The 24,917-nt window shown below is 33.8% G+C and carries 20 protein-coding genes; 17 read left to right on the top strand and 3 right to left on the bottom strand.

What is annotated here, in order from left to right; all coding sequences use genetic code 11:
• The first annotated feature begins 373 nt into the window (after positions 1 to 373).
• The 15 genes from ACPW7N_RS22350 to ACPW7N_RS22280 all read left to right on the top strand — a co-directional run bounded on the left by ACPW7N_RS22350 (position 374) and on the right by ACPW7N_RS22280 (position 17,523).
• The gene (locus ACPW7N_RS22350) at positions 374 to 970 is read left to right on the top strand and encodes a hypothetical protein (RefSeq protein ID WP_425653610.1); all 597 of its coding nucleotides are present in this window, start codon (positions 374 to 376) and stop codon (positions 968 to 970) included.
• Positions 971 to 1,409: 439 nt separating this feature from the next.
• Positions 1,410 to 1,481, top strand: a complete 72-nt coding sequence (locus ACPW7N_RS22345) for a nuclease-related domain-containing protein (protein ID WP_425653613.1) — start codon at positions 1,410 to 1,412, stop codon at positions 1,479 to 1,481.
• Between the two features lie 250 nt (positions 1,482 to 1,731).
• Positions 1,732 to 2,778 (top strand): hypothetical protein, encoded by a 1,047-nt coding sequence (locus ACPW7N_RS22340; RefSeq protein WP_425653607.1) that lies wholly within the window; start codon positions 1,732 to 1,734, stop codon positions 2,776 to 2,778.
• Positions 2,779 to 2,998: 220 nt separating this feature from the next.
• On the top strand, positions 2,999 to 3,325 hold the full coding sequence (locus ACPW7N_RS22335) for an HNH endonuclease (protein ID WP_425653605.1): 327 nt from the start codon (positions 2,999 to 3,001) through the stop codon (positions 3,323 to 3,325).
• Positions 3,326 to 3,725: 400 nt separating this feature from the next.
• The gene (locus ACPW7N_RS22330) at positions 3,726 to 4,145 is read left to right on the top strand and encodes a DUF3010 family protein (protein WP_425653602.1); all 420 of its coding nucleotides are present in this window, start codon (positions 3,726 to 3,728) and stop codon (positions 4,143 to 4,145) included.
• Complete coding sequence (locus tag ACPW7N_RS22325) at positions 4,145 to 5,239, top strand: serine/threonine protein kinase (RefSeq protein ID WP_425653599.1); 1,095 nt, start codon at positions 4,145 to 4,147, stop codon at positions 5,237 to 5,239. Before ACPW7N_RS22330 ends, ACPW7N_RS22325 begins: the two co-directional genes overlap by 1 nt.
• Before the next feature lie 381 nt (positions 5,240 to 5,620).
• Positions 5,621 to 6,451, top strand: a complete 831-nt coding sequence (locus ACPW7N_RS22320; protein WP_425653597.1) for an abortive infection family protein — start codon at positions 5,621 to 5,623, stop codon at positions 6,449 to 6,451.
• 207 nt (positions 6,452 to 6,658) lie between these two features.
• A complete protein-coding gene (locus ACPW7N_RS22315) occupies positions 6,659 to 7,204 on the top strand; it encodes a hypothetical protein (RefSeq protein WP_425653595.1) in 546 nt (181 codons plus the stop codon).
• 855 nt (positions 7,205 to 8,059) lie between these two features.
• Complete coding sequence (locus ACPW7N_RS22310) at positions 8,060 to 8,512, top strand: GmrSD restriction endonuclease domain-containing protein (RefSeq protein WP_425653593.1); 453 nt, start codon at positions 8,060 to 8,062, stop codon at positions 8,510 to 8,512.
• A gap of 210 nt (positions 8,513 to 8,722) precedes the next feature.
• The gene (locus tag ACPW7N_RS22305; RefSeq protein WP_425653591.1) at positions 8,723 to 10,501 is read left to right on the top strand and encodes a type I restriction-modification system subunit M; all 1,779 of its coding nucleotides are present in this window, start codon (positions 8,723 to 8,725) and stop codon (positions 10,499 to 10,501) included.
• Complete coding sequence (locus ACPW7N_RS22300) at positions 10,498 to 11,703, top strand: restriction endonuclease subunit S (RefSeq protein ID WP_425653589.1); 1,206 nt, start codon at positions 10,498 to 10,500, stop codon at positions 11,701 to 11,703. The genes ACPW7N_RS22305 and ACPW7N_RS22300 overlap by 4 nt, the downstream gene beginning before the upstream one ends.
• 5 nt (positions 11,704 to 11,708) lie before the next feature.
• Positions 11,709 to 14,762, top strand: coding sequence for a type I restriction endonuclease subunit R (locus ACPW7N_RS22295; RefSeq protein ID WP_425653587.1), 3,054 nt, complete (start codon positions 11,709 to 11,711; stop codon positions 14,760 to 14,762).
• Positions 14,763 to 14,934: 172 nt separating this feature from the next.
• A complete protein-coding gene (locus ACPW7N_RS22290; RefSeq protein ID WP_425653586.1) occupies positions 14,935 to 15,690 on the top strand; it encodes an ABC-three component system protein in 756 nt (251 codons plus the stop codon).
• A complete protein-coding gene (locus tag ACPW7N_RS22285; RefSeq protein ID WP_425653585.1) occupies positions 15,672 to 15,926 on the top strand; it encodes an ABC-three component system middle component 7 in 255 nt (84 codons plus the stop codon). Before ACPW7N_RS22290 ends, ACPW7N_RS22285 begins: the two co-directional genes overlap by 19 nt.
• Positions 15,904 to 17,523, top strand: a complete 1,620-nt coding sequence (locus ACPW7N_RS22280; RefSeq protein WP_425653584.1) for a DUF2326 domain-containing protein — start codon at positions 15,904 to 15,906, stop codon at positions 17,521 to 17,523. Before ACPW7N_RS22285 ends, ACPW7N_RS22280 begins: the two co-directional genes overlap by 23 nt.
• An 871-nt stretch (positions 17,524 to 18,394) precedes the next feature.
• On the opposite strand, the gene ACPW7N_RS22275 is transcribed toward ACPW7N_RS22280, so the two are convergent.
• The 3 genes from ACPW7N_RS22275 to ACPW7N_RS22265 are packed head-to-tail and all read right to left on the bottom strand — an operon-like array spanning position 18,395 to position 21,780.
• A complete protein-coding gene (locus ACPW7N_RS22275; RefSeq protein WP_425653582.1) occupies positions 18,395 to 19,363 on the bottom strand; it encodes a tyrosine-type recombinase/integrase in 969 nt (322 codons plus the stop codon).
• On the bottom strand, positions 19,344 to 20,456 hold the full coding sequence (locus ACPW7N_RS22270; RefSeq protein WP_425653580.1) for a tyrosine-type recombinase/integrase: 1,113 nt from the start codon (positions 20,454 to 20,456) through the stop codon (positions 19,344 to 19,346). Before ACPW7N_RS22270 ends, ACPW7N_RS22275 begins: the two co-directional genes overlap by 20 nt.
• A 55-nt stretch (positions 20,457 to 20,511) precedes the next feature.
• Complete coding sequence (locus tag ACPW7N_RS22265) at positions 20,512 to 21,780, bottom strand: tyrosine-type recombinase/integrase (RefSeq protein WP_425653578.1); 1,269 nt, start codon at positions 21,778 to 21,780, stop codon at positions 20,512 to 20,514.
• 603 nt (positions 21,781 to 22,383) lie between these two features.
• Between ACPW7N_RS22265 and ACPW7N_RS22260 the strand changes: the two genes are divergently transcribed.
• Positions 22,384 to 23,289: a hypothetical protein gene (locus ACPW7N_RS22260; protein WP_425653576.1), complete on the top strand. Its 906-nt coding sequence runs from the start codon at positions 22,384 to 22,386 to the stop codon at positions 23,287 to 23,289.
• A 350-nt stretch (positions 23,290 to 23,639) separates the two neighbouring features.
• Positions 23,640 to 24,764: a tyrosine-type recombinase/integrase gene (locus ACPW7N_RS22255; protein WP_425653574.1), complete on the top strand. Its 1,125-nt coding sequence runs from the start codon at positions 23,640 to 23,642 to the stop codon at positions 24,762 to 24,764.
• Positions 24,765 to 24,917 lie beyond the last annotated feature (153 nt).

Raw genomic sequence — 24,917 nt, 5'->3', positions numbered from 1 at the left:
ATCATGAAAAAGTTACCCACCCAGCGGGTGGTTATATTTTGCCATGGTGGTCAATTTTTTGATGAGCACGGTGGTCAACTTTTTGGTTGACATTCACATTCTTTGTTATTATCAAGATATTATACGAATTTATTATTACATTTTGGTTTTCTTTCGTAATAAAATTTCTAACTTTCTTTTTAATAGGTATTATTTCTATTGCTCTAAGCTTTATTTTACTAATTTTAGTTTTTCGTTTAATTTATTTAATTTGTGATAGGTGTTACTTAAGTTTAGGTAAGATTAAAAGTACTGATCAACAAAAGGTTACTGAAACTGGTTGAAGTAATAACAAAACCATTTTATATACAAAATACGATAAGGGGAATTTAATATGTTAACTTCTTTAGAAATAGACGGTGATATTGTAAAGAAAAGATTACAAAGTGTTGATTTAATCGAATTTACTAATTTAATTAAGACTACACTAAATATTACAAGCGAAGAGTATGTAACAGAGTACGTTTATGAATATGCAGTGGTGGATTGCGAAGGATTCCAAGAACCGGAAATTAAAGCAGGCTTTGGAATTGAAACAAGAAAGTTGAATTTTTTTGTGAAGAGTATTGCTCAAGATTTTAATTTAGTCTTTGGTCATCGTATCCACGACTGGCAAACGTTTTATAGAATTCTTGATGTTATTTTAAAGTTATACATCGTACATGAATTAATACACATTCAGCAGATACAACAAGGGACACTTACATTAGAAGTTAAAAGAAATTTTGAGAGAACTACTCCGTATTTACAGCGTCCTTATGAAATAGAAGCTCATGATCGATCGGAAGAAATTATCGCTGCATTAGGAGAATTTGAAACGGAAGTTCTTAAGTATGTAAGAGCTAGAAGTCCAGAAATTCTAGTTAATGATTCTGGACTGCAGCTTGAAAGATTATGTAAGTCGCTAAATTATCCTGAAATCAATATTTGAAGGATTAATAAAATTCGATAATTTTGGGTATAAAACACGTAATTATTCGTCTAGTTGAATGCTAGAATCTGCACGTATTGTAGCTATTTTTATTTGAAAGATGAACTCTTCAACAACAATAGGTCCGATAAGGTTTAGTATCGGGCTTTTTATTTTTTGATTGTGGATTTTATTGTATAATACCCTATTGTTGGAATCTAATATAATTAAGATCTAGTAGGCTAAAGTGAGAGGAACATTAAGATGATATCTAATTTGATCAAACTTTTTCAGCGGAAAAACAAAACAGAAGAAAAAACGTAAAAAGTTAAAAGTAAAGAAATACAAAACAAAAAGGCAATTAGAATAGGGAGTTAGGTGAATAAACAGTTAACATTCAATTAGACCAAATGCCTAAAGAATATTAACATCTCACTGATTTGCTCTTAATTAACCCTAAATCAAAATCGGGATTTCTCAAATAGACCACGTTCTCCTTACTCCATATGCTGTTTTTATAATTGAGACATAAAATTACTCCGGAGAGATTAAAGGGAGTCAAGAAGAGAAACAATGGAGCGTAAATAAAAGGTTCAAGATGATGAATCCTTTTTTCAAAACTTTGGTCACACAGAGTCCATTCTTATTCATTATTTTTTATTGTATTTTGATGAATATTTGTCCCAGAGTGTTATTTTAAAATATGTAGTGTATTATGTAGTCAACCTTACAATCAATATTAATTTCTTTAAAAATAAGGTAGATCAAGGGAGAAGTGTGCAATGACTTATTCAGAATATACTTTAAGTTTTGAAACAGTTTTAAAAGGAGTAACAATAAATGGTTCTCTTGATGAGTCATTTCTAAATTCTTTCAACACATCTTACTCAAGATTACATAAGGTGAGTTTCATTAATGTTGATGACGATGGACACTGCCATACAATTATTACAGGATGTGTAACAACTACAATTTCATCCTCAAATATAGATGTACTATTAGACGGAGAAACATTAATCAGTAGTTTTTATAATAAATTAAAAGCTGCCATAATGTTTAATATGGTTTCTCCAACGTATGGTAGCATACCAAGTTTGCAACAAGGTGAAGCTCTAAAAATCACAACAATTAATCAAAAAGGTGCTCAAATTCCTGAAGGGCCAAGATTCTATCCTTCTTCGACAATGGTAAAACTTAAAGAAGAGTTTAAGGTACCCGTACCTATTAATGATATTACAACTGTAATGACAAATATGAATAAAGTGATTACTACTCCATTACAACAAAAAATTATCGATTCTATTCAAACCTCTTCATACTGGCTACGTGGAGCTAATGAAATAGGTGAAGGAAATGGACTTACTTTCTTTAATCTTGTGTCAAAATTTAGATTACTTTGGACTTCATTTAATGCACTATATAATCTTGAAGTTGGTTTAAATAGTGAAAAGGAGCAAATAAAGAACTATATAAATAATAGATTTTATGCGAGAAAACTTTTGAAAGACTATTATGATAACAATAAAAGCCCGATTCAAAGACTTGCAGCAAGTGCTTTGACACTAAAGAGTAGACGTGGTCCTATCAATATTTCAGATGAATTACAATATCATATTGATACAACTGAAGGTGTTACGACTTCAATTTCGATTTCTCCTTCACAAACTAGTAATCTCCAAGAAGGCATTATGCTTGCGCTGTATGCTGTTCGAAATCCGATTTTCCATGGTAATAGTGACAGACAACCATTGGAACATACGAGGGAATGTATTGATATTCTTGATACACTTGTTAAAACATGTATTAAGGAAGAGTTGGCGAATGTTTAATGAATTAGTTTTTACAACCGAGATTAAACTAACGGTAAATTATTAGATTGGGTATCAATGTGTACGCAAAAGTTACATTGGTTTAGCAAGATTACTTTAAGCTTATTTGAGAAAAAACTGGAGCAATTTGGCTTTGGGTTTCACTTCGCCTGGAATTACATCTCTGGGCAATTAGAAGGATTTTACCCAGACGAAGTCTCTGATAGTTTTAGAAGAAGGTATGCGAAAAACGGTTACGGTCAATGTATATGAAAGAAATCCGATTGCTCGTAAGGAATGTGTTGGTCATTATGGGGTTCAATGTCGAATCTGTGATTTAGATATTTATAATACATATGGAGAAATAGGAAAAGACTTTATTCATGTCCATCATATTAAGCCTCTTCACGAAATAAAACAGGATTATATTGTAAACCCTATAAAAGATTTAATTCCTGTTTGTCCGAACTGCCACGCTATGCTCCATAGCAGAGAAAATGGTGTGTATTTATCGATAGAACAATTAAGAGAACGTATCTTTTATAAAATAATGGGGGTTTTACTTTAAGAATGAGTTGCGCACTTTCTTATTAATCTAAAGAGGATTTATAGTAGAATTAAATGACCTATTCCTAATAAATAGGGAACTAATCAAAAATACTCTCCTGTAGTTTTTCTGCATAGAGAGTTTTTCTATATTCTGGTACCGATAAGACTTATTATCGGAAGTAATATTAAATCCACAACTAGGGTGTCTGGCCATTTATGGATCACCTGTACCTTAATGCTGCATGTCCACCTCTTTGGATTCAATAAAAACAATTATAGAAGTATACAGGACATAATGGCAAAATGTTATAAATAGTCGAAGTTCTGTGAGGAAGTCGAATAGTACAGAATAAGTTTGCAGAACATTGTCAGTAATCTTATCATAAGATTATAACGTTTTTTTAAGAGGGAGGAAACAAATGTTGAAAGTAGTATGCGGGGTAGATATACAAGGGTCTACAGCTGTAGTAGTCACATTATCGGGAGACAGAAAAAACCCAGAGTTAATGTTAAGTGCGGTTAAAAAAATCGAACTAAAAGATGATAATAATCAAGCAGACATACATTCTTTTAGACAAACGATTGCCAGCTATATTAACAGTGAAGGCATCACTGATGTAAGTATCAAGAAACGGGCTTCCAAAGGTCAATTCAGTGCTGGAGCTGCCTCTTTCAAGATTGAAAGCATTTTTCAAACGTTAGACGTACCGGTCACACTTGTACACACTGCGACAATTGCAGCTACTTTGCGTAAACAACCTATTGATCTCGACAAATTTAATTTGCTAAAATACCAGGTCGATGCATTTACAGTTGCATATTATCTTCTGGAGGAATAATGGATATTCAGCAGATTTCCGCACCAGCAGTCATTATCGACTGTTTACATACGTTAAATGATATAGAAATTGATGGTTATTCAGAAAAAGGTGGAAATGGCTATGTCTTTTTTGGATACCATAAAATAATGAAAAAAAGAGTTGCATTAAAGTTCTATTACTATGGGGATGATGCAAACAAAGAAGTTGAGTTGTTAGCACAAATAAAACATCCAAACATAATCGATGTTTGGGATGCTAGAAGTGTCGGCGATGGTTGGGCGTATTTTACGACCGAGGAAATTCGAAGTGGCGACTTGGATAAACACATTGAGGCTAATAACATTGGCACGAAGAAAGCATTTAACATCATTAGAGGCCTTCTTGATGGAGTAGGAGCCATGCACAATGAACCCAATAACATGGTTCATAGAGATTTAAAGCCAGCAAACATCTTATTGGATTTTTCAGGAAATCCATTGATTGCAGATTTTGGTTCTGTCAAGAGAATTCCCGAAGGGCAAAGCTTTGTTTCTGGTTCTCAACACGCAGCATTATACCGACCACCGGAGGTATACGAACAAGGTTCATACACTTATAGCTCTGATATTTATCAGATAGGTATGGTTCTTTATCAGCTTTTGGGAGGGTATTTGCCTTACGGTGAACAGGATTGGTTAAATCAAGCTCAGCAAAAAAAATACAATGCTTTGCCGGACGATTTTGAAAAGTCAACTTTCGTTGATAATCTGCTTCATACAAAAGCGAAAAAAGGTCAGTTGTTACACTTGGACAGTTTGCCCGCCTATGTTACGCAAGCAGTAAAACGTATTATTAGAACTGCTACAAACCCAGATTTCGGTAAAAGATACCAAACAACTACCGAATTTCTGTTAGCAATACATAAGTTAGGTGAAATTCCAGAATGGATAACAATAGATGAACATATTGCTTTGATCAACTACAAAGGCAAAGACTACCGCGTTGTTCGCAGAGGGGCGGATTTTGTTTGTGAAAAGAAGTTGTCGCACTCCGCTTGTTGGCGAAAGGAAAGTGGTATTCAAGAAGGTACTGAAACGGGGATTATCGAAAGCATCTTGAATAAGATAACTTAATGCTTCTATCAAAAAAAAGGACTTCGGTGCTTTTTGAATGGGCAAATGCAGCAACAATTTAGGAAGCTCAGGCAAAATAATTAGATATTTATTCTTTGTGTTTCAAGGCACACTTCTACTAACTTTTATAGTATATAATCAATTAACTGGAGCTTCATTTATGGATATTTATAACAAAGTTAAGATTATGTTAACTGAAAATAAGAAGAAAAAGCTAATAAAGACTTAACTAGACTTATAACCCCGATAATGTCTATTATCGGGGTTATTTAATTTTAGAAAATGGCGATTGTTGTCAGGATATAGTAGTTATTGGAAAATGATTAAGAAGCTATTATAATATTTATAGTTACAATAAAATATCCTTCAAGGAGTAAAATAATGAAAATAACCTCTGCTCCTATTAATGATTCAATTATCTTGTCTGTTTCTAAAATGATAGATGATTCTTTAACTGAAAATAAAAGAGAACCTAGCCATTCGGAACTTGATTTCTTGTTTGGACAAGTTAAATTACAACATGTTGACCCTAAGTCACTAGGTCAAACTGTTGGAAAATATAAAAGAGTTCGGGCAGTTTTGAATTGGGCAATGGAGAATGATAATGATGCAGGAGAAAGATTACTTACAAAACTAATTGAATTAATACGTGGTTGTGGCGGATTCAGGCAAGATTCACCGAATTACGTGGGGAAAGAAGCGATAAATAATGCGATTTCTGCTTTTCGCTCTGAAGGGTACGATTTATCATTAAATGGTGAGTTGAATTCATTAGTGCTAGATAACTTGACTGAAAAAGACATGACTGAAGCACTTCAAGCTTACGTTCGAAGAGCGAAGCGAGGGTCGATGGATGCTGCTTTATTAGCAGGGACAGGTAAAGATTTGCTTGAAGCTGTAGCTAAACATATTTTATTAGTAAAGTGGGGACAAACAAACACTAATAATAATTTTCCGTTTCTTTTAGGGCAAGCTTTTACGGCTCTTAATCTAGCAACTTCACAAGCAAAAGCGGAGCCAAACGAATCACCAATGAAACGCTACGAAAGATCATTATATGAATTGGGTTGTTCAGTTAATGCAATACGTAATAAAGAGGGAACTGGCCACGGACGTCCATTTTTGCCGAATATTAGTCAAAAAGAAGCAGCTAATTTAATTCAATCTATTGGGATAGTTGCTGATTACCTACTAATGAAGTTAAAAAGTTAACTTATTAATTTGAGATTTAGCTGTCTCTATTTTTGGGGGACAGCTTTTAGATTATCATCTTTAATTACATATGGTAGATATAATCTTATAAGAATAAATGATGTAGCTATAATAAATTATCCATTTAATACTTAAGGCATCTGGATTTGTAGATACACAAAAGTTGTCTGAAATCGTCATTAGGTACTTACAAGAAGGAGATTTTTAATGATTAATAACACTATATTTAATAGAGTTAATAATGCCATCTCAAAACTATTTGAAAGAGATCAATATTTACTCGTTAATAATTTAAATGAAAGAACAATAGCTCATAAATTTGCTGTTTATCTCCAAGAAGAATTTTTCGACCTAAATGTCGACTGTGAGTATAACAAAAATGTTGATGAAGATGATGGCTCTAAGAATATATATGTGGTAAAAGTTGAGGCGGAAAGGTTAAGAAAGAGTATTAACAAAGAAATTGTTATTGATGAAATTATTCACTCTGTTATTTCAATTTACCCGGATATTGTGATTCATAATAGAGGTGAAAATAACAGTAATCTCTTAATAATTGAAATTAAAAAATCAACAAATTTAATTGACAGATATTATGATTTTAAAAAATTACAGTGTTATACAGATAACACTCCCCATAACAAACTCAAATATCAATATGGTTTATTTATAGAATTTGAAACAAATGTACCCAAACCCAGAAAACCTGAACTAATTTGGTTTAAAGATGGTGAAATAGTGTCACAGGAGTAGGTACTAAACATTTTAATGTTATATAAATTATATTCATTTTAACCAAATGCACATACTCACTATTATCGGATTTTCTGATTTCGACAGGAGAAAAGAGATAACAAATAGAAAATGTTTGAAAACAGAAACTTAGCGAGGTAATACTATGGGGGACATCAATTAATAGCAGCAATGTGAATGAACTTCAAGGACATTCCGTAATTGAAAGTTACGAGTGGAGTTAATCGTTAACTACATAATGGTTCCACATAATTGACATTATGTGATCTGTCTATTATTACAAACCCTTTTTTTGTATTTAGATTAGAATTAGTTGCGTAGAACCTTATCACAAATAATGGTAAACTAACAAATAAAGCTCGTAATTGATAAATTGTTTAATGAAAATATAATAACATTAAAAAGGTGAGAAGGTTTCTTGAAATGCAAGTCGTACGTTCGAATCGTAACGGGTACGCCGCTCAATAAAGTAAGTTGGTTCTTTGCGATTTTAGCGATATTGCTTTTAAAGTCGACAACTTTGGTACAGAGACTATTCAAAAGATCGAGAAGAATTGGGATGACGTAAAAAGGCGATTAGATTGGCAATCAGTCTAGTCTCCAATTTTGGGTTTAACCAAGAAACATTAACGTCAAACAATGCCATCATTCCAATAGCTTATTATTTATTGAAAAGAGGTTTGCCCGCAAACTACGTTCAATCTTCCGCATACGAGAGCGACAGACAGCTGGTACATAAGCGGTTGATTCTGGCGTTGTTAAAAAGAGTTTTCAGTGGTCAGCCAGACAACGTGCTCAGACCGTTAAGGAAAATTATAATGAATAATTACGACAATTTTCCACTGGATATTATCATTGAAGAATTTAAGGGCGGAACAAAGTCTTTCACGTAACCTGCTGACTTATCAATATGGTCAGAAGCATACATTCTCAGTGTTGGCTCTACTTTACCCGACTTTAGATTTTAGAGATAAGTTTCATTTGGATCATATCTTTGCTAAGAGCCTATTCACAAAGAAAAACTTATCAAAAATTGGTGTTCCAGAAGACAAACAAGATGCCTTTATTAATGAGTGTAATGTCATTGTAAATTTACAATTACTCGAAGGAGTGCCTAACCAACAAAAGTCGAATATGAATTTTAATGAATGGATAGTTAAGACGTATCCTGACCTATCAAAGAGTAAAGATTATATGGAGAAACATTATATACCTAACATCGATTTGAAACTAACGAATTCTGACAACTTTATTGAGCAGCGCAGGCAATTATTCATAAGCCAGTTGACTTCTATATTAACTGTATAAATAGATCAACAAATTTTCTGAGCCTATAATCGTTATAGGCTTATTATTCTTTAAAAAATCACCTTATCGCTAAGAACAAATACTTGCTGACAACGTAATGACATTATTTCGTCGTATGATTATGGTGCCAATTGTCGAATGAAGGAGAATATAGACAAACTGTGGAATAAGTCTACGGCAGTATTTTTCAACGAAAGAGGGATAGGCAGAATGTCAGAAGTTTATTCAAGCAAACAAACAACAGTAAACATCCAAGAAAAATCAAATATGATTTGGAACAATGCAAATCATTTAGTAGGACTATATAAACCACATGAATATGGCAAAGTTATTCTCCCGATGACAGTTATTAAAAGGTTTCACGATACACTTTTGCCAACAAGGGAAAAAGTGCTTGAAACTTACGAAAAGGTCAAAAACTTTGAAGTTAAAGATGGCTTTTTGGAAGCAGCTTCAGAACTAAGTTTTTATAACACAAGCTCATTTACCTTCGAATCTCTCTTGGCAGATTCATCTCATATTGAAGAGAACTTTCGCGCATACCTAAATGGTTTTTCTGACAATGTTCAAGATGTACTTGCTCACTTTGATTTCGATAAGGAAATCACTAAACTTGCTAATAATAATATTCTTTTCTATATCATTCAGGAGTTTAATAAAAAATCAAGCTATCTAGGTGCTGACATAATAACTGCTGTCGATATGGGCTACATATTTGAAGACTTAATCAAAACATTCTCAGAAAGTTACAACGAAGAGGCGGGGGCGCACTTTACAAGCCGTGACATTATATATCTAATGACGGACCTTCTTATTTGTGATGAGAAAGATGCTCTTATAGAAAATGGTGTTGTTAAAACTATATATGACCAAACTATGGGAACATCACAGATGTTAGGGTGTATGGAGGAACGCCTGCGCGCATTAGATGCTGATGCAGAAATTCGTTGTTTTGGGCAGGAATTCAACCCTGAAACATATGCTATCGCAAAAGCCGACATGATTATCAAGGGTGGTAACGCTGATAATATGCGGTTTGGCGACACACTTTCAGATGATAAATTCTCTGGCTATACCTTTGACTATTGCATTTCAAATCCACCGTTCGGTATTGATTGGAAACGTGAAGAAGCCGCAGTTAAGGCAGAACATAAGCTTGGAGATAAGGGTAGATTCGCCCCAGGACTGCCCAAAATATCTGATGGTCAAATGCTATTTATGTTGAATGGTGTAAGCAAGCTAAAGGACACAGGTGGCAAAATGGCGATTATTCAAAATGGCTCACCATTGTTCTCTGGTTCTGCAGGTTCTGGCGAAAGTGAAATTCGAAGATACTTAATTGAAAATGATTGGGTTGATGCCATTATTCAGCTTCCAACCGACTCATTTTATAACACTGGTATAACAACTTATATATGGATAATTACAAAAACTAAGCCGTTCCATAGAGAAGGGAAAGTTCAGCTTATTGATGCTTCAAATATGTATGAACAAAGAAAAAGATCTATAGGTAATAAGAGAAATGATATAACAGATGCTTGCAGAGATCTTATTGTGAAGACTTATGGTGAACATCAAAATAAGATCTATTCACTAGGTGATAAAACTTGTGAGTCCAAAGTTATTGAAAATGTTGAGTTTGGTTTTAACAAGATAACTGTTGAAAGTCCACTTTTTGATGAAGATGGTAAACCCGTTATGAAGGGGAATAAGAGCGTACCTGATCCTGCAAAAAGAGATACAGAGAATGTGCCATTAATAGAGGATATTGATATTTACTTTGAAAGAGAAGTCAAACCGTTCAATCATAATGCTTGGATTAATAAGAACAAAACAACTGTTGGTTATGAAATACCTTTCACAAGATATTTTTACAAGTATACATCTCCAGAAATAAGTGAGGTTATTGCAGAGAGAATTCGTGAACTGGAACAAAGCATATCCACATCCCTTGAACGCTTGTTTTCAAAGGATGGTGTCAACAATTGAGCCGCAAAATGAAAGTAAGTGGCATTGAATGGATAGGCGTGATACCAGATCATTGGAGAATTGTGAAAATAAAGAACATCTGCTCGATGAAAAGTGGTTTAAACTTGATATCAGAGCAAATAGATGAAAAAGGTAATTATCCAGTTTATGGTGGAAATGGGTTAAGAGGATATTACCATGATTATAATCAAGACGGTGAATTCGTACTTGTCGGTAGACAAGGCGCTTTGTGTGGTAATGTAAATTTGGTAAGTGGTAAATTTTGGGCAACAGAACATGCTGTTGTGACTACTTGTAATTTAAATAGTAATGTTAATTACTGTTATAGGCTTTTATACGCAATGAATCTAAATCAATATTCAATTTCTACAGCACAACCTGGATTGGCTGTAAACATGATACTTAACTTATATACCTGCCTTCCACCTATGACCGAGCAAATAGCAATAGCACAATATCTTGATCAAAAATGCAATGAAATTGATAGCATTATTCAAAACACTAAATCATCAATTGAAGAATATAAAGCGTATAAGCAATCGGTTATTACAGAGGCGGTTACTAAGGGATTAAACACTAGTGTGTCAATGAAAGAGAGTGATGTTGAGTGGATTGGGGAGATGCCAGAGCATTGGAGCCTAACAAAAGTTAAATATTTATTAGACGAAAGTATTGAAAAATCAATCGAAGGTAAAGAAGAACCGCTTTCAATGAGCCAACAATTCGGGATAGTCAAATCAACCGAACTTTATATTCCACACGCTACTTCTAGTTATATTGGTGGGAAATTAGTATATAAAAATTATTTGGTGTTTAATAAGTTGAAAGCACATTTAGGTGTTTTTGCAGTATCTCCTTATAACGGAGTTGTTAGTCCAGATTATGCTGTTTATGTTGGAAAACAGGGGACTTTTGTTAAGTTTCTTGAATATCTTTTTAAAACAAAAAAATGCATACAACAATTTAAAAGATACATCAGAGGTGTTGGTGCAGGTTTGAGTCGTCTTTATACAAGCGACTTATTTAATATTCAAATTGCTTTGCCAAGTTACGAGGAGCAAATAGCTATAACGGAATATATTGAAAAAAAATGTGTTGGAATTGACAGATTAATAGCCGAAAAACAAAAGTTGATATCAGAACTAGAAAACTATAAAAAATCTTTAATTTATGAATGTGTAACAGGAAAAAAGGAGGTGTAGAAAAAATGCAGGACAATGAGAAGCGGTTCGAGCAGGATATAGAAAGTTTTTTCCTTTCCCCGATGGGTGGTTATATTAAAGGAGATCTTAGTACATATAACCGTGAAAAAGCAATTGATATGGACAAACTCATTACCTTTATTTCCAATTCACAACCCAAAGAATGGGAACGCCAAGTTAAACGTGATGGAGCAGATGCTCAAACTCGTCTTTATCGTTGTTTGCAGACCAATATTGATAGTGAAGGCTTAATCTATGTTTTGAGGCACGGCATTATTGATCGTGGCATCAAGTTTAAACTTGCCTTCTTTAGACCAGAAACAGACCTTAATGATATCGTTATCAAGAAATATAGTGAAAACATACTAACGTGTACTCGTCAATATAAGTATTCCATACAAAATGAAAATTCAATTGATATGGTGTTATCCCTGAATGGTATACCTATTGTAGCCGTGGAACTAAAAAACCAGCTAAAAGGTCAATCCGTCGATAATGCCAAAAGGCAGTTTATGTATGACCGTGATCCTAAGGAGTTCATTTTCGGCTTTAATAACAGAATCCTTGTATATTTTGCTGTTGATCTTTACGAAGTTGCAATGACAACACATCTAAAGGGAAAGGATACTTTCTTTCTACCCTTTAACCAAGGATCTAATGGCGCAGGCGAAGTAGGCGGTGCGGGTAATCCTGTCGGTGATGGTGAAAGCTATATTACCTCTTATTTATGGGAAAAGGTTCTGCAAAAAGATGCCTTACTGGACATACTTCAGAGATATATACACTTGGATGTCTCAGAAACAACCGAAAAAGTGAACGGAAAGCGCAAAACGAAAACAAGCAAGAAAATAATCTTCCCACGATATCACCAGCTGGATGTTGTGACAAAGCTGGTAGCTAACGTTAGAGTTAATGGTAGCGGAAAGAACTATTTAATTCAGCATTCCGCAGGATCGGGGAAAAGTAATTCTATCGCCTGGCTTGCTTACCGCCTAGCTACCCTTCACGATAAGGACAACAAAAGTGTGTTTACTTCCGTAATCGTGGTTACAGACAGACGTGTGCTTGATAATCAACTACAAAATACGATATCTGGATTCGATCATATTGACGGCGTAGTCGAAACCATTGACGAGAAGAAGACCTCAAAGGATCTGCGTGATGCAATAAACGATGGCAAAAAAATCATAATCACTACGCTTCAAAAGTTTCCTGTTATCTATGAAGAAATAGATGACAACAAAGGCAGAAGGTTCGCCATTATTGTGGATGAAGCCCATTCCTCCCAAAATGGGAATAGTGCAAAGAAATTAAAGGCAGCTCTGGCTGATGTAGAAGAAGCATTAAAAGAATATGCCGATATTGAAAACCAAGCAGAATCCGAAGTGGAAGATGCTGAAGATCAGCTTGTTAAAGAGTTAATTACGCACGGTAGACACAAGAACTTATCTTTCTTAGCTTTTACTGCAACTCCAAAAGAGAAAACCCTTGAAATGTTTGGTGAAAAGCAAGGCGATGGCACTTTCCGTCCATTTCATATTTACAGTATGCGACAGGCTATCGAGGAGGAATTTATTCTCGATGTGCTTAAAAACTATATGACATATAAAACTTGCTTTAAAATTGCCAAGAATACACCTGATAACCCCGAAGTTCCAGCAACAAAGGCGGTTAAAGCGGTTCGCAGATATCAGGAGCTGCATCCGCATAATCTACAACAAAAAACAGCTGTTATGGTGGAACATTTTAGAGAGATAACAAAGAAAAAAATTGGTGGAAACGCAAAAGCAATGGTGGTTACTGCATCTCGCCTTCATGCTGTTCGCTATTATCACGAGTTTAAGAGGTATATTGAGAAAAATAAATATGACGATATTGATATATTAATCGCTTTCTCAGGTGTAATAAATGATCTAAACGAGTATGGAGAAACAGTAGCCTATACTGAAGAAGGTATGAATAAGCGTGCCGATGGATCCACGATTAAAGAAAAGCAGTTGCCTGAAGAATTTCATCATGACTTCAACTGTCTAATCGTTGCGGAGAAGTATCAGACTGGGTTTGATGAACCATTACTGCACACAATGTTTGTAGATAAAAAACTTGAAGGTGTAAAGGCAGTTCAGACACTTTCAAGACTGAACCGTACTTGCCGTGGCAAAGATGACACGTTTATTTTGGACTTTGTGAATTCTGCAGAGGATATGAAAAAATCATTTTCCCGTTTTTACGAAGCTACCATTCTTGATGAGGAAATAAATATCAACTTAATTTATCAAACACAAAGTTTGTTGCGAAAATTTAAGCTTTACAATGATGCTGACATTGAAAGTTTTATCAAAATTTACTATAAGAATGGCGAGCAGACAGATAAAGACCTCGGCAAAATGACCGCCCTGTTAAAGCCAGTAGTAGATAGATACAACAACCTTGATGTCGAAAAACGTTACGAATACCGAATGACGATAAGGAATTTTAACAAGTGGTATTCTTATATCGCTCAAGTAGTAAGAATGTTTGATAAGAGCCTCCAAAAGGAATTTGCCTTTACTTCTTATCTTGCCAAAATGATCCCTAAAGAAAACGATAAAAAGATTATTTTAGAGGACAAGTTGCGCTTGGAATTTTATAAGCTCGAAGAAACATTTAAAGGAGATATTGTCCTAGAAAGCAATACGCAGTATCAAATTCTCTCAAACCCCAAAAGGTTCGTTCCAGAGTCTGTAATAGTTAGTGATGATGACCTTTTGGAGAACATCATCAGAAAAATTAACGAGCGGTTTAATGGTACATTTACAGAGGGCGATAAGGTTATTGTAGAAACGATTTATAATAAGGTTGTTAAAGATAATAAGAAGCTTAAGACGTATGCAAAAAATAACGATGCTGAGGTTTTCGAGCGGAGTATCTTCCCTGACATCTTCAAAAAAATCGCTCAGGAATGTTATATGGAGTCAATGACTTCTTTCTCAAAATTATTTGAAGATAAGAAGTTCTATAACTCCGTAATGGAAGAAATCGCAAGGGAATCTTATAAGGACTTACGAAGTGAAAAATAGTATTGCAATGTTTACGAACTAGGGGCATATTGCTTCTGGTTCTATTTTATGTTTGCCATGTAGGACATTAGATTATTTGTTTGGAAGGAATTAACTGACAAATGTCGAATTCTTCAACAGGATTCGACTTTGAATAATAGATCCAATGATGTGAATGTGGGTGATCGGAAATATGGATGATAACAGACGGGAGTTTAGTCCGAATGAAAAAATGCTTTTATTCAATGAAGTAGGCGGATATTGCCCGTTGTGTGGGGACGAACTAACCCATCGTAAAAGTGGAAAAATATTTAGATCTTTTGAAGTCGCTCACATTTATCCAGCTAATCCTTTGCCAGTAGAAGTGGAGTTATTAAAAGATGAAGAAAGATTATCGGAAGATGTTAACGACTTAAAGAATGTAATTGCTGTTTGTGGGAAATGCCACGGGCGTTTTGATAACCCGCGAACTGTTGAAGAGTATCGGAAATGGGTTAGATTAAAAAAAGAACTTCTTCAACAGGCAGAGATTAAAAGTACATACTACCTGTTTAACATAGAAAGCGAAATAAGAGTTGTATTGGAAAAGTTGCAAAATATTGATGGGGAACCCGTTCCCTTAAGTTATGAGTCTTTAAAGATTGCTGAAAAAACAAACGATACGCTACCGTTCATACTAAAGCGGAAAATTACAAACGATGCAGTCGACTATTTTGATTTTATAAGGAATATTTTTGTAGCAATCGATCATGCTACTCCACATAAATTTCAAACACTTGCTTCACAGGTTAGGAGTTTTTATTGGAAATGTATGCAAACTAATACTAACCAAGAATATATATATAATGCATTAGTGGAATGGCTCAACGAAAAAACTGAACGCTTATCTCGTAGGGCTTGTGAAATTGTGATTGCGTACTTTGTCCAAGATTGCGAGGTATTTTCTTGATATTACCTAATAAGCTATTTCCATTTAAGGAAAGTATCCTAGCAAAGATTGTATACTTACTAAATGTTTTGATAGTAAATAATGAAAGCGTAGAGAGTTTATTCGAGAAAACTAGACAGAATTTTGAAGATATAAACCAATTTATTTTGGCTTTAGATGTTTTATTCGTTCTAGAGAAGATTGAGTTTGACGAAGAATTGAAGGTGATTCGATATGTTAAAACAGATAATTTGTAATAAATTTGTTGAGCAAAGGGTTATTTTTCATAATGGTTTAAATGTTGTTTTAGGAGACGAATTAGCTTCCAATTCTATCGGCAAATCAACGATGTTGATGATTGTTGATTTTTGTTTTGGAGGTGATGATTACATCACCAAAAACCGTGATGCCATAGAGAACTTGGGTCATCATGTCTTCAAATTTTCATTTATATTTGAAGAAGAAGAGTTCTTTTTCTTACGTAAAACAGCAGAGTATAAGTTTGTTTCTGTGTGTAACGAAAACTTTGAGGTTCAAAATGCAATCAAAATAGATGAATATATAAAACTTCTTCAGGTGAAATATAACTGTGAAGTTGATGAGTTGTCATTCCGCAACATTATAGGAAGATATTTTAGGGTGTACGGAAAAGAAAATCTAAATGAAAGAAAACCAATACAGTATTTTGAAAAGGAAAAGCAAAAGGACTCCATTGTTGCCTTATTGAAACTTTTTGACAGGTACAAAAGTATTAAAGAGTTTGAAAATCAAATCAAGGATTTGACTGAGGAAAAAAATGTAATTCTAAAAGCTGCAAAGAAAGAACTGATTCCAAAAATCAATAAAAGCTTATTTAGCCAAAATGAAAAAAGAATTAAAGTGCTAAATGAAGAACTCACCAAATTAAAGGATAGCATAGTTAGTGCTACTTTAGATATTGAGGCATTAGTGTCAAAAGAAATATTAGCTTTAAGAAAGAAAAAAAGTGATCTCGTTACACAAAAAAATATGTACGAGAGCCGATTGCAGAGAACATTAACGAATATTGCAAACAGAAATATTAACATAGATTCTGAACTGGAACAACTAGTAGAGTACTTTCCTAATTTTAAAATTGATCAGGTAAGAAAAATTGATCAATTCCATACTTCAATCACGAAGATCTTGAAAGAAGAGCTTCAGAAGACTGAAATAGAAATAAAGCAACAAATCGCTCTAATTACGAGTGAGATCTTCGATATTGACCAGGTAATTAAAGAAAAATTAACTATTCAAAACGCTCCTAAATATACAATAGAAAAAGTTGTAGAAGTTGCATCTAAAATCAAGCAGCTGACAGACGAAAATGGTTTTTATTCGAGAAAGAAAAACCTTGAGGGTAATATAAAAAGTGCAAAAGAAGATTTGAGTCTTCTCAAGGAGAAAATTTTATCTGATGTTTGTAATCAGATCAATATCAAAATGTTTGAATTGAATAAAGAAATCTATGATGATAATAGACGTGCGCCTACGTTAACGATTGTTGGAGAGAGGTATTCATTTAATACGTTTGGGGATACTGGCACGGGGACAGCATTTGCAAATCTAATAACATTTGATTTGGCATTGCTAGATTTAACTTGTTTACCTGCGGTAACACATGACCTGCCACTGTTAAAAAATATTGAAAATCCTGCATTGGAGAGCATTGTTGAGCTTTATAGTAATAACAAGAAACAAATATTTATTGCGATAGATAAAATTAATTCATATAAAGCTGAAACTGCAAAAATTATTATGGAACACAAAGTACTTGAGCTATCCAGAGATAAAATATTATTTATAAAAAATTGGAAAAAAGATGGGCAAGGATAAAAGGATTAACTTAGACGAAAAAAGGAAGTCGCTCGCGTTAGTTTTGGGCAGCCAAAGCAAGTGCGTAAAAAGTTTTGTGTAAATGGTTAAACCTTCCATTAAGGAGATGATCATTTATGCAAGACAAAAGAGATCGTACGATCAAGGAATTAGCCAAAAAATTGCCGTACCATCGAGGTCGTTTACGTTATGTTTAAAGACCTGTTTCGAGACACGATTTAGCTGTAAGAAGCTGAAATGGAAGACCACTTGGACTATGCCAAGCATCATACTGATGGCGTTCATACAGTGAATAGTCGAAGCGGATATAGTAAAAAAGCTGAAAACCAAGTTCGGCAATACGGAGCTCCACGTACCCGTAAATCGAAACAGTGAGTTTGACTCACAAATCGTAAAGAAGCATGAGGCAGCGGTCAATAGCACATGAAGGACCTCTATGGTATTGATGTGTCACCTACGATGGTGAGTAAAGTGGCAGATGTGAAAATGCCAATGGTCTCAGAATAGCAATGCAGACCGCCCGTTCGTGTATACCCTATCGTGTTTCTAGATGCCAATCAATTTAAGGTTAGTCAAGAATAGTAAATTGTTATCAAAGCAGCCTACAGTGTCTCGGCTTTTCCATGTCTGGTGACAAGGACATTTTAGACATTTGGATCGGCAAGCACGAGAGAATTACATAGATTTCACATAATCATTGTTATGTGAACTAATACAAAAAGGGAGCGGGGTAGAGGAAAACCGCTCCTTTATATGCAGCTGAGACTCATTATCTTCGTTTCAGTGCTATTCCAATAGGGAGATATAAGGTCCATCCGTAAGATTACACTCCTTTTATACTCATTAATTTTTACGAGTCAATCTATTTAATTTAACACCAATTTATAACTTTACTTGCTACACCATAAACTTCCTTATTTTCTTTGATTACTATTCCATAATTCCGTATATAATTTGGGGTTACGTAATTCTGTGTTGAACTTAAAAAACTATGATCTAATAACTGTTGAATAACTATTAACTCACTATCACTTTCATACATAAGGGTCGCAAATGAATGACGCAATCCATGGATATTCATCGGTTCTAACTTAGAATATGATAAATACTTAATTAATAGTTTCTGAACATAATATCGGGTAATCTTTTCTTTTTCATCTGTACAAAAAAGGAAATCTTGAGAAGTTAACTTTTTCAATTCGATGTATTTTTTTATCGCGAGTCCAAATTCGTCCCTAAGCATTACTTTACGTTGTGATTTTTTCTTCGTATTTCTTAAAAAGAGAGAGTCTTCTTCACAATTTACATCGCATACTTTGAGATTAAGTATTTCAGAGATTCTACATCCGGTGCAAATCAATATCGAAAATAACAAGGGTTCTAAATACAGATCTTCACAATGATGAACAATATTGTGCATTAATAATAAAATTTCATGTCTACTGAGTATCCTTTGTGGTCTTTTTGATTTTTTATATTCGCTAAGATCAAACTTCATATCTCTAGGAATATTAGGGAAATCATAATTTCTGTGAAGATAAAGAAACAAGCTACAGATAGCAGATCTAGATTTTTTCAACCAGTGGTATCCTTTTTCACTATGATCAAAAAGATATTTATCTAATAGATCTGCGTTTATAGGGCGGAAGAATAGAAATACTCCCGTTGAGCTATGAACCTTATAGAAGTCTTCTAAATGCAATTCACATAAATTCAATTTGGTGAGAGCAGACAAGTAGTTTGCAAATTTATATAGGTGATTGAAATAATTCTTTTTGGTCGAGTTAGCAAGTTTACTTTTAGTAATAAATTTATTTATTTCAATCAGGATTGTGTCCATGTTCGTTTTCCCCTATGCCATATAATTGAATTAGTAATTTTTCAAGTGGAAATGGAAACTTTTCCATAACTTCACGTTTTAAATCAATCGGGAGCATTTGAATATATATGTAGGTTGTTTCGGGATTCTCGTGACCCAAAATTTGACTAAGATATTCGATTCTCATACCTGCCCGTAAACAATTAACAGCAAACGTATGACGAAAGGAATGGACATTTAGATGGTCATCAAGTTTTAGATTTTTAACAATGTCATGTATTTGATATTGAACACTACGTATGGATACTTTCTTTTCTCGAATCATTCCATGGTCTCTAGCAAACAAATACCCAGTAATATTTTTGTTCCATTCTTTTACACCTGAAAGAAATAAGTATTCTTTAATTACTTCTTTAACATGAGGGTATATAGGGACATAACGTTCTTTTTTCCCTTTCCCCTTTACATAAAGAAGATTTGATTCAAAATCGAAGTCTTTTACACGTATACTTACTAGTTCACTAACTCGGCAGCCTGTTCCTAGTAAGAACCAAATTATTGATATCCAAAGGTAAGCATGCGTTTTATGTTTTGTGTAATCTAATATTTTTTTAATTTGTTTTTCTTGAAAATATCGAGGGAGGAGCTTAACTGAATGTCTTTGAAAACGGTAACGGAGATCTTTGTTTATGTAGCCTTCATTGAGTGCAAAAGATAATAACTTTCGTAAAATCGAAATATATGTATTCAAAGTGCCTGGAGATAGAGTGGTATTTTTCCTACCATTGCAACCTAGAATAAACTGATCAAAGAGCCTTTCATTTAACATATTTACTTTCAAATCAGGTTCATTTTTAGATATAAACCTTTGAAATCTATTCAAAAAATTTAAATAATACCTTATGGTTTGTTCAGATTTTCTCCCAGAATCCCTTTGATTTATAATCATTTTTTTGAAGTGTTCTATAATTTTTAGAATTGTATGCTCATCTGTTTGTGGTGTTGTCTCTGACTTTTTTTTGTTATTTACTAATGAAAATAAATCATCGAGTAAGATCCCCAATTCTGCACAAATTTCTTCATAGTTATATTTTGAGAAAATATCAAGCGACATTAGTTTACAACTCCTTTTATCACGAGAGTAGGATCATGCATAATTGTATTAGCTATCAATCTTTTTGGTGAACGATGTAAGTAATATAAAGTTGAAATCCAGTGTAGATTGATTTTGAGACCTTATTGAAGTCATTTCCATTTTCAAGAGCATTAGTTGCATAAGTGTGACGAAATGTTTTTGCCGAATACATATTTTTCGAAAACGCTTTAACGTTAATTCTTGAGAATAGAGATCCTATTGTATTAGGCCTTAAAGGCTCTCCGAAATAGGTAAGGAATAGAAACTTATTGTTTACATTTTGATTTAAGCGTATTTTCAAATATTGTTTTAATATATTTAGTACAAAGGGATCAATTTTCATTTTACGTTGACCAGATTTCTTGCTATATAAGGTAACTGTTGATTCTATAACGTCTATATCCGAAATATTCATGGAACAGATTTCAATCGGTCTACATCCAGTTTCAAGTAAAAGGAAAAAAATTGAAATATTTCTCTCAACTAATCCTTTTGAAAATGAGGTAATTGTTTTAATAAGACGAATAACATCGTCTTTTGGAACATATTCATTAGCTCTATTTCCATGGGCTATTAAATGCTTGGCAATAGAATACGTTAATTTTATATTTTTTTTCTCGTTTAAAAAGCGTACAAACAAACGAACACTCTTTAATATTTGATAAGCATAACCTGGAGTAATCTCATCCCTAACAATTCTACCTCCTAGAAAATCTTCAAATTCTATTAGATGTGCTTTTGTTAAATTCAATATCGATTTATCATTTAGCTTATGTCTTATAATGGAGAAAAAATAATTTACATACTTTTCATTCTCATAAATTCTACTGTAGTTTTTCATTTGTAAATCTTGAATAAATTCCTTTATGATTTCTTCACGTTTATTATCATTTATTTTCCTTGGAGAAGGGCTTCTTTTAAATTGAAAGCTTATTAAATTATTGAGGTGCAAGTAATTAATAAATCTCTCTACGGCTAATAAAATGCTGCTCTTTTTTTTACCAGAGAGTTTGTTTGTCTCAATTAAGTAATCAATGTATTGCTCAAAATTTCTTAAGTTTTCTAATTGAAGGTTAGGAAAATAATTATCTATATCTATTTTAGTAACATTAATTTCCTGTGAAAGAAAACGATATAGTCTTAATAGGTAGTTTTTCTGTTCCATAATAAGATTATATTTTTTTCCATTCGTTTGTAATTCAAACAAGTACATATTCAAAATCGGCGGAAGTTTTGCGAGTGACTCTGTTGAACGATAAGAATTCGGTACTTTAATGTTAAATAAAGATTGTGCGCTTTTCACTAAAATCACCTCTTGTATTAGAAATAACTTGAATAAACCTAGAGTTTTGCTAAAATAATTAATAAGATTATTTTTCTTGCAACCTTCAGGGTTAGCGTATAAAAAGACGGGCAAGTCCATTTGTTGGACATTTCTTGCAGCCTTCGGGCTAGCGTACAAAAAGACGGGCAAGTCCATTTATTTGGACATTTCTTGCGGCCTTCGGGTTAGCGTACAAAAAGACGGGGCAGTCCAATTTTTGGACATGATTAAAGTGAGCGTAATCCATCCGTATATGGCATGGATTTTTTTATTGTTTGTAACCTCCTCCATTATCCATTATTTCCAATTACTGGCGTATTATTTGTGTAATACACAGGAACCCTTTACTGAATTAAAGTATTTCTATAAGGGGGAGATTTCTTTCTTAATCTTTCTCAAGTTCAGTTTGTACTATATTGTTATTTTGTCCTTGTATATTTATGGAAAACTTTTGGGCTGAATTAGGACCAAAGCAAGTAGATGATGGACGGAGAATAGGTGAAAATGAGGGGCATTGGTCTATTTGGGGACCACCTTGGCTAGACATAGATCGTTTCTATTATTCTGGCCTTGGTGATAAAGATGCCGAGCAACCGAAAAAAGAAGCGAGACAGTGAATTCATAAATCGTTATATAGAAATTGCCTTTGATCTTGTTAAAGGTAAACAAAAGGTTAAAAAAAACGATCAAATTAAATTTGAAGATTATACATATAGTAAATATAAAGAAGATAGATCTGTACACAATGAGCAATATGCTTCAGAGGCATTTTTGTTATCCACTGAAACATTCTATCTAGATTTTCTTGAAAAAAATCCAAAGAAAACAGCACTATGTTATATTAAAGACTCCTTAGGACTTACAAAGCGGGATATCTTATATAATCTGAATAACGCTGGTGGCCCATTTTACTCTAACTATTTTAACTACAACTCGAACCACGATGATAAGCCAACTCCAGTTAATTTATATCGTGAAGCTGAGCTAGCTATTATTCTAGATGTACCGCTCTCTCAAATTACGGGTTACCACTTCCACGGCGTACCTTTTATTGAATATATTAATTTAAATCTTGACATTATCTTGAAGGGTAATTTGGAAAATACTATTCAACAAATCCAAAGTATCGAACTTGCTAGCCATAATAAATACGTAAAAAGAATAATTAAAGGATTTAAACTTATTAGAGTAAATGAATGGTTTTCATTTGCCCAAGACTTTTTACCAGTACGAGTTGATTACCGAATTAATCAATTTTTAACGGTCGAGATATATGTGCCATCAGATACTATATTATCCTATGGAGATTTGTCCAAAATTCAATCAAACTTCCCAAAAGAACTTCGTTACATTTATTCCTATGGAACTCCTTTTACCACCTTTCGAAAACTCTGCTTTCTCATAGCCGAAAAGAAAGATCATCCAGCAGTTATTGAGCACTTAGAAGACATTAATCAACTTCGCATGTTGCAAAAGTATGAATTGTAATCTGGTCTATTTTAGAACCAAAAGTAATTCCATTTCAGCACTGGACATCCTCCTAGTAAGAAACGCGATGGGAGGTAGCCGATGTGAAAACAAACATTGAAGAAACAAAACCAAAAGATTTGAATCACGATGATAAACAAAGAAAGATTGTTTTGGAAATCCTCACAGATTGGATTAAAAAAATTGAAAACGAAAATAAGTAAAGGAAATGGCCAACGTAATTTCGTTTGGCCTTTTTCCTTTGATAATGGGGGAGGGAAAGCACATAATGTATTGCTATACGAGTAAAATTTGAACTGCAGTTTTTAGGTTGTACCACTCGAAGACCACATAAGGAAGGTCGGAAATTAATGGAGATTTTAAAAATCTCAATTGAGGAAAAGATTAATTTGAAGTCCACAATTGCTGAGGCATTGGAAGCAATGAAAGATTATAAAAACTGGTCAAACTCCACCTTTATTTGTTATCAGAACGATGTATTACTATATGAAGATTTCTTGCACGAAAATAGGATTGAACCGATTTTGGAAAATGGCAAACTTCATCTTATTCAAAGATGGATTAAGAACCAACGTGATCGAGGCGTTTCAAGCACTACTATTAAGCGAAGAATAGCAAGTTTATCATCAGTTTTTTCATTTTATCGTGACCTTGGTGTTGTACAGCAAAATTGTTTTAAAGCGGTAGATGTTCCACCTGGAAATCAAGAACACCACTCAAGGGTTTTAGAGATGGATGAACTAAAGAAAGTATACATGTATGCAGATGAATTAAGGAAGACTGATTCACTTATAAGTCCGACTATTAAAATGTTAATTTTTACTGGTTTGCGAAATGAAGTACTTTCAGAATTAAGAGTTGAACATGTTAACTTCGAAAAATCACTTTTGTATGTGTCACATAGTTTTGAAAAAATTAATTCAAAACATAGAGTGCAAATTATACCGATACCTCCGAAACTCCTTGCTGAGCTTGAACAGCATGTCGTTGATCAACAACTGCTGTCACAAGACAAGCTCTTATTTGGATTGGCTGGTAAGCCACTTGGGGAAAAAGCCCTTAATCGTTTAACGAATCGAATATCACATGATTTGGGATGGACGAATGATAACCGTGTGACGCCACACGGTTTCAGAGCCACAATAAGCACGATCCTTAGTGAAAAGGGAGTAGACCTGGCAGCAATTAAGTTTCTGTTGGGACATTCGGAACAAGACAATTTACAGTTCTATATTCGACGTTATGGACGGCACATCCGGCTGCTTCAGAGGGAATTAACGTGTATCGAAGAGGATTTGTCCCAGGAACCTAAGGTCATTAAAGAGATCCAGTATCCTGATGCAACAAAAGAAACTGAACACCAGAAAACTACACAAATGACATATTTACTTCCAAAGGAAATATTGCTGAAATTACTCGATACGGATCCGGAACTTGCTAGTATTCTGATACAAAAAGGGTTGGCCCATGTATGAAAGATAGTGTGGTTGTGTTTTGAAAAAATAATTAATCAATATCCATTTTAAAATCATAGTTAGAAGGAGTGCTGTTTAATAACCAGTTGCATATGAATTGAACAGAAGCAGGATAGTACTATTATTGATTTCACTTGTCACAATAGCATATTA

Source organism: Brevibacillus nigriterrae (assembly GCF_049846925.1).
Taxonomy (GTDB): Bacteria; Bacillota; Bacilli; order Brevibacillales; family Brevibacillaceae; genus Brevibacillus_H.
This window is presented reverse-complemented; position numbering and strand designations above follow the sequence as displayed.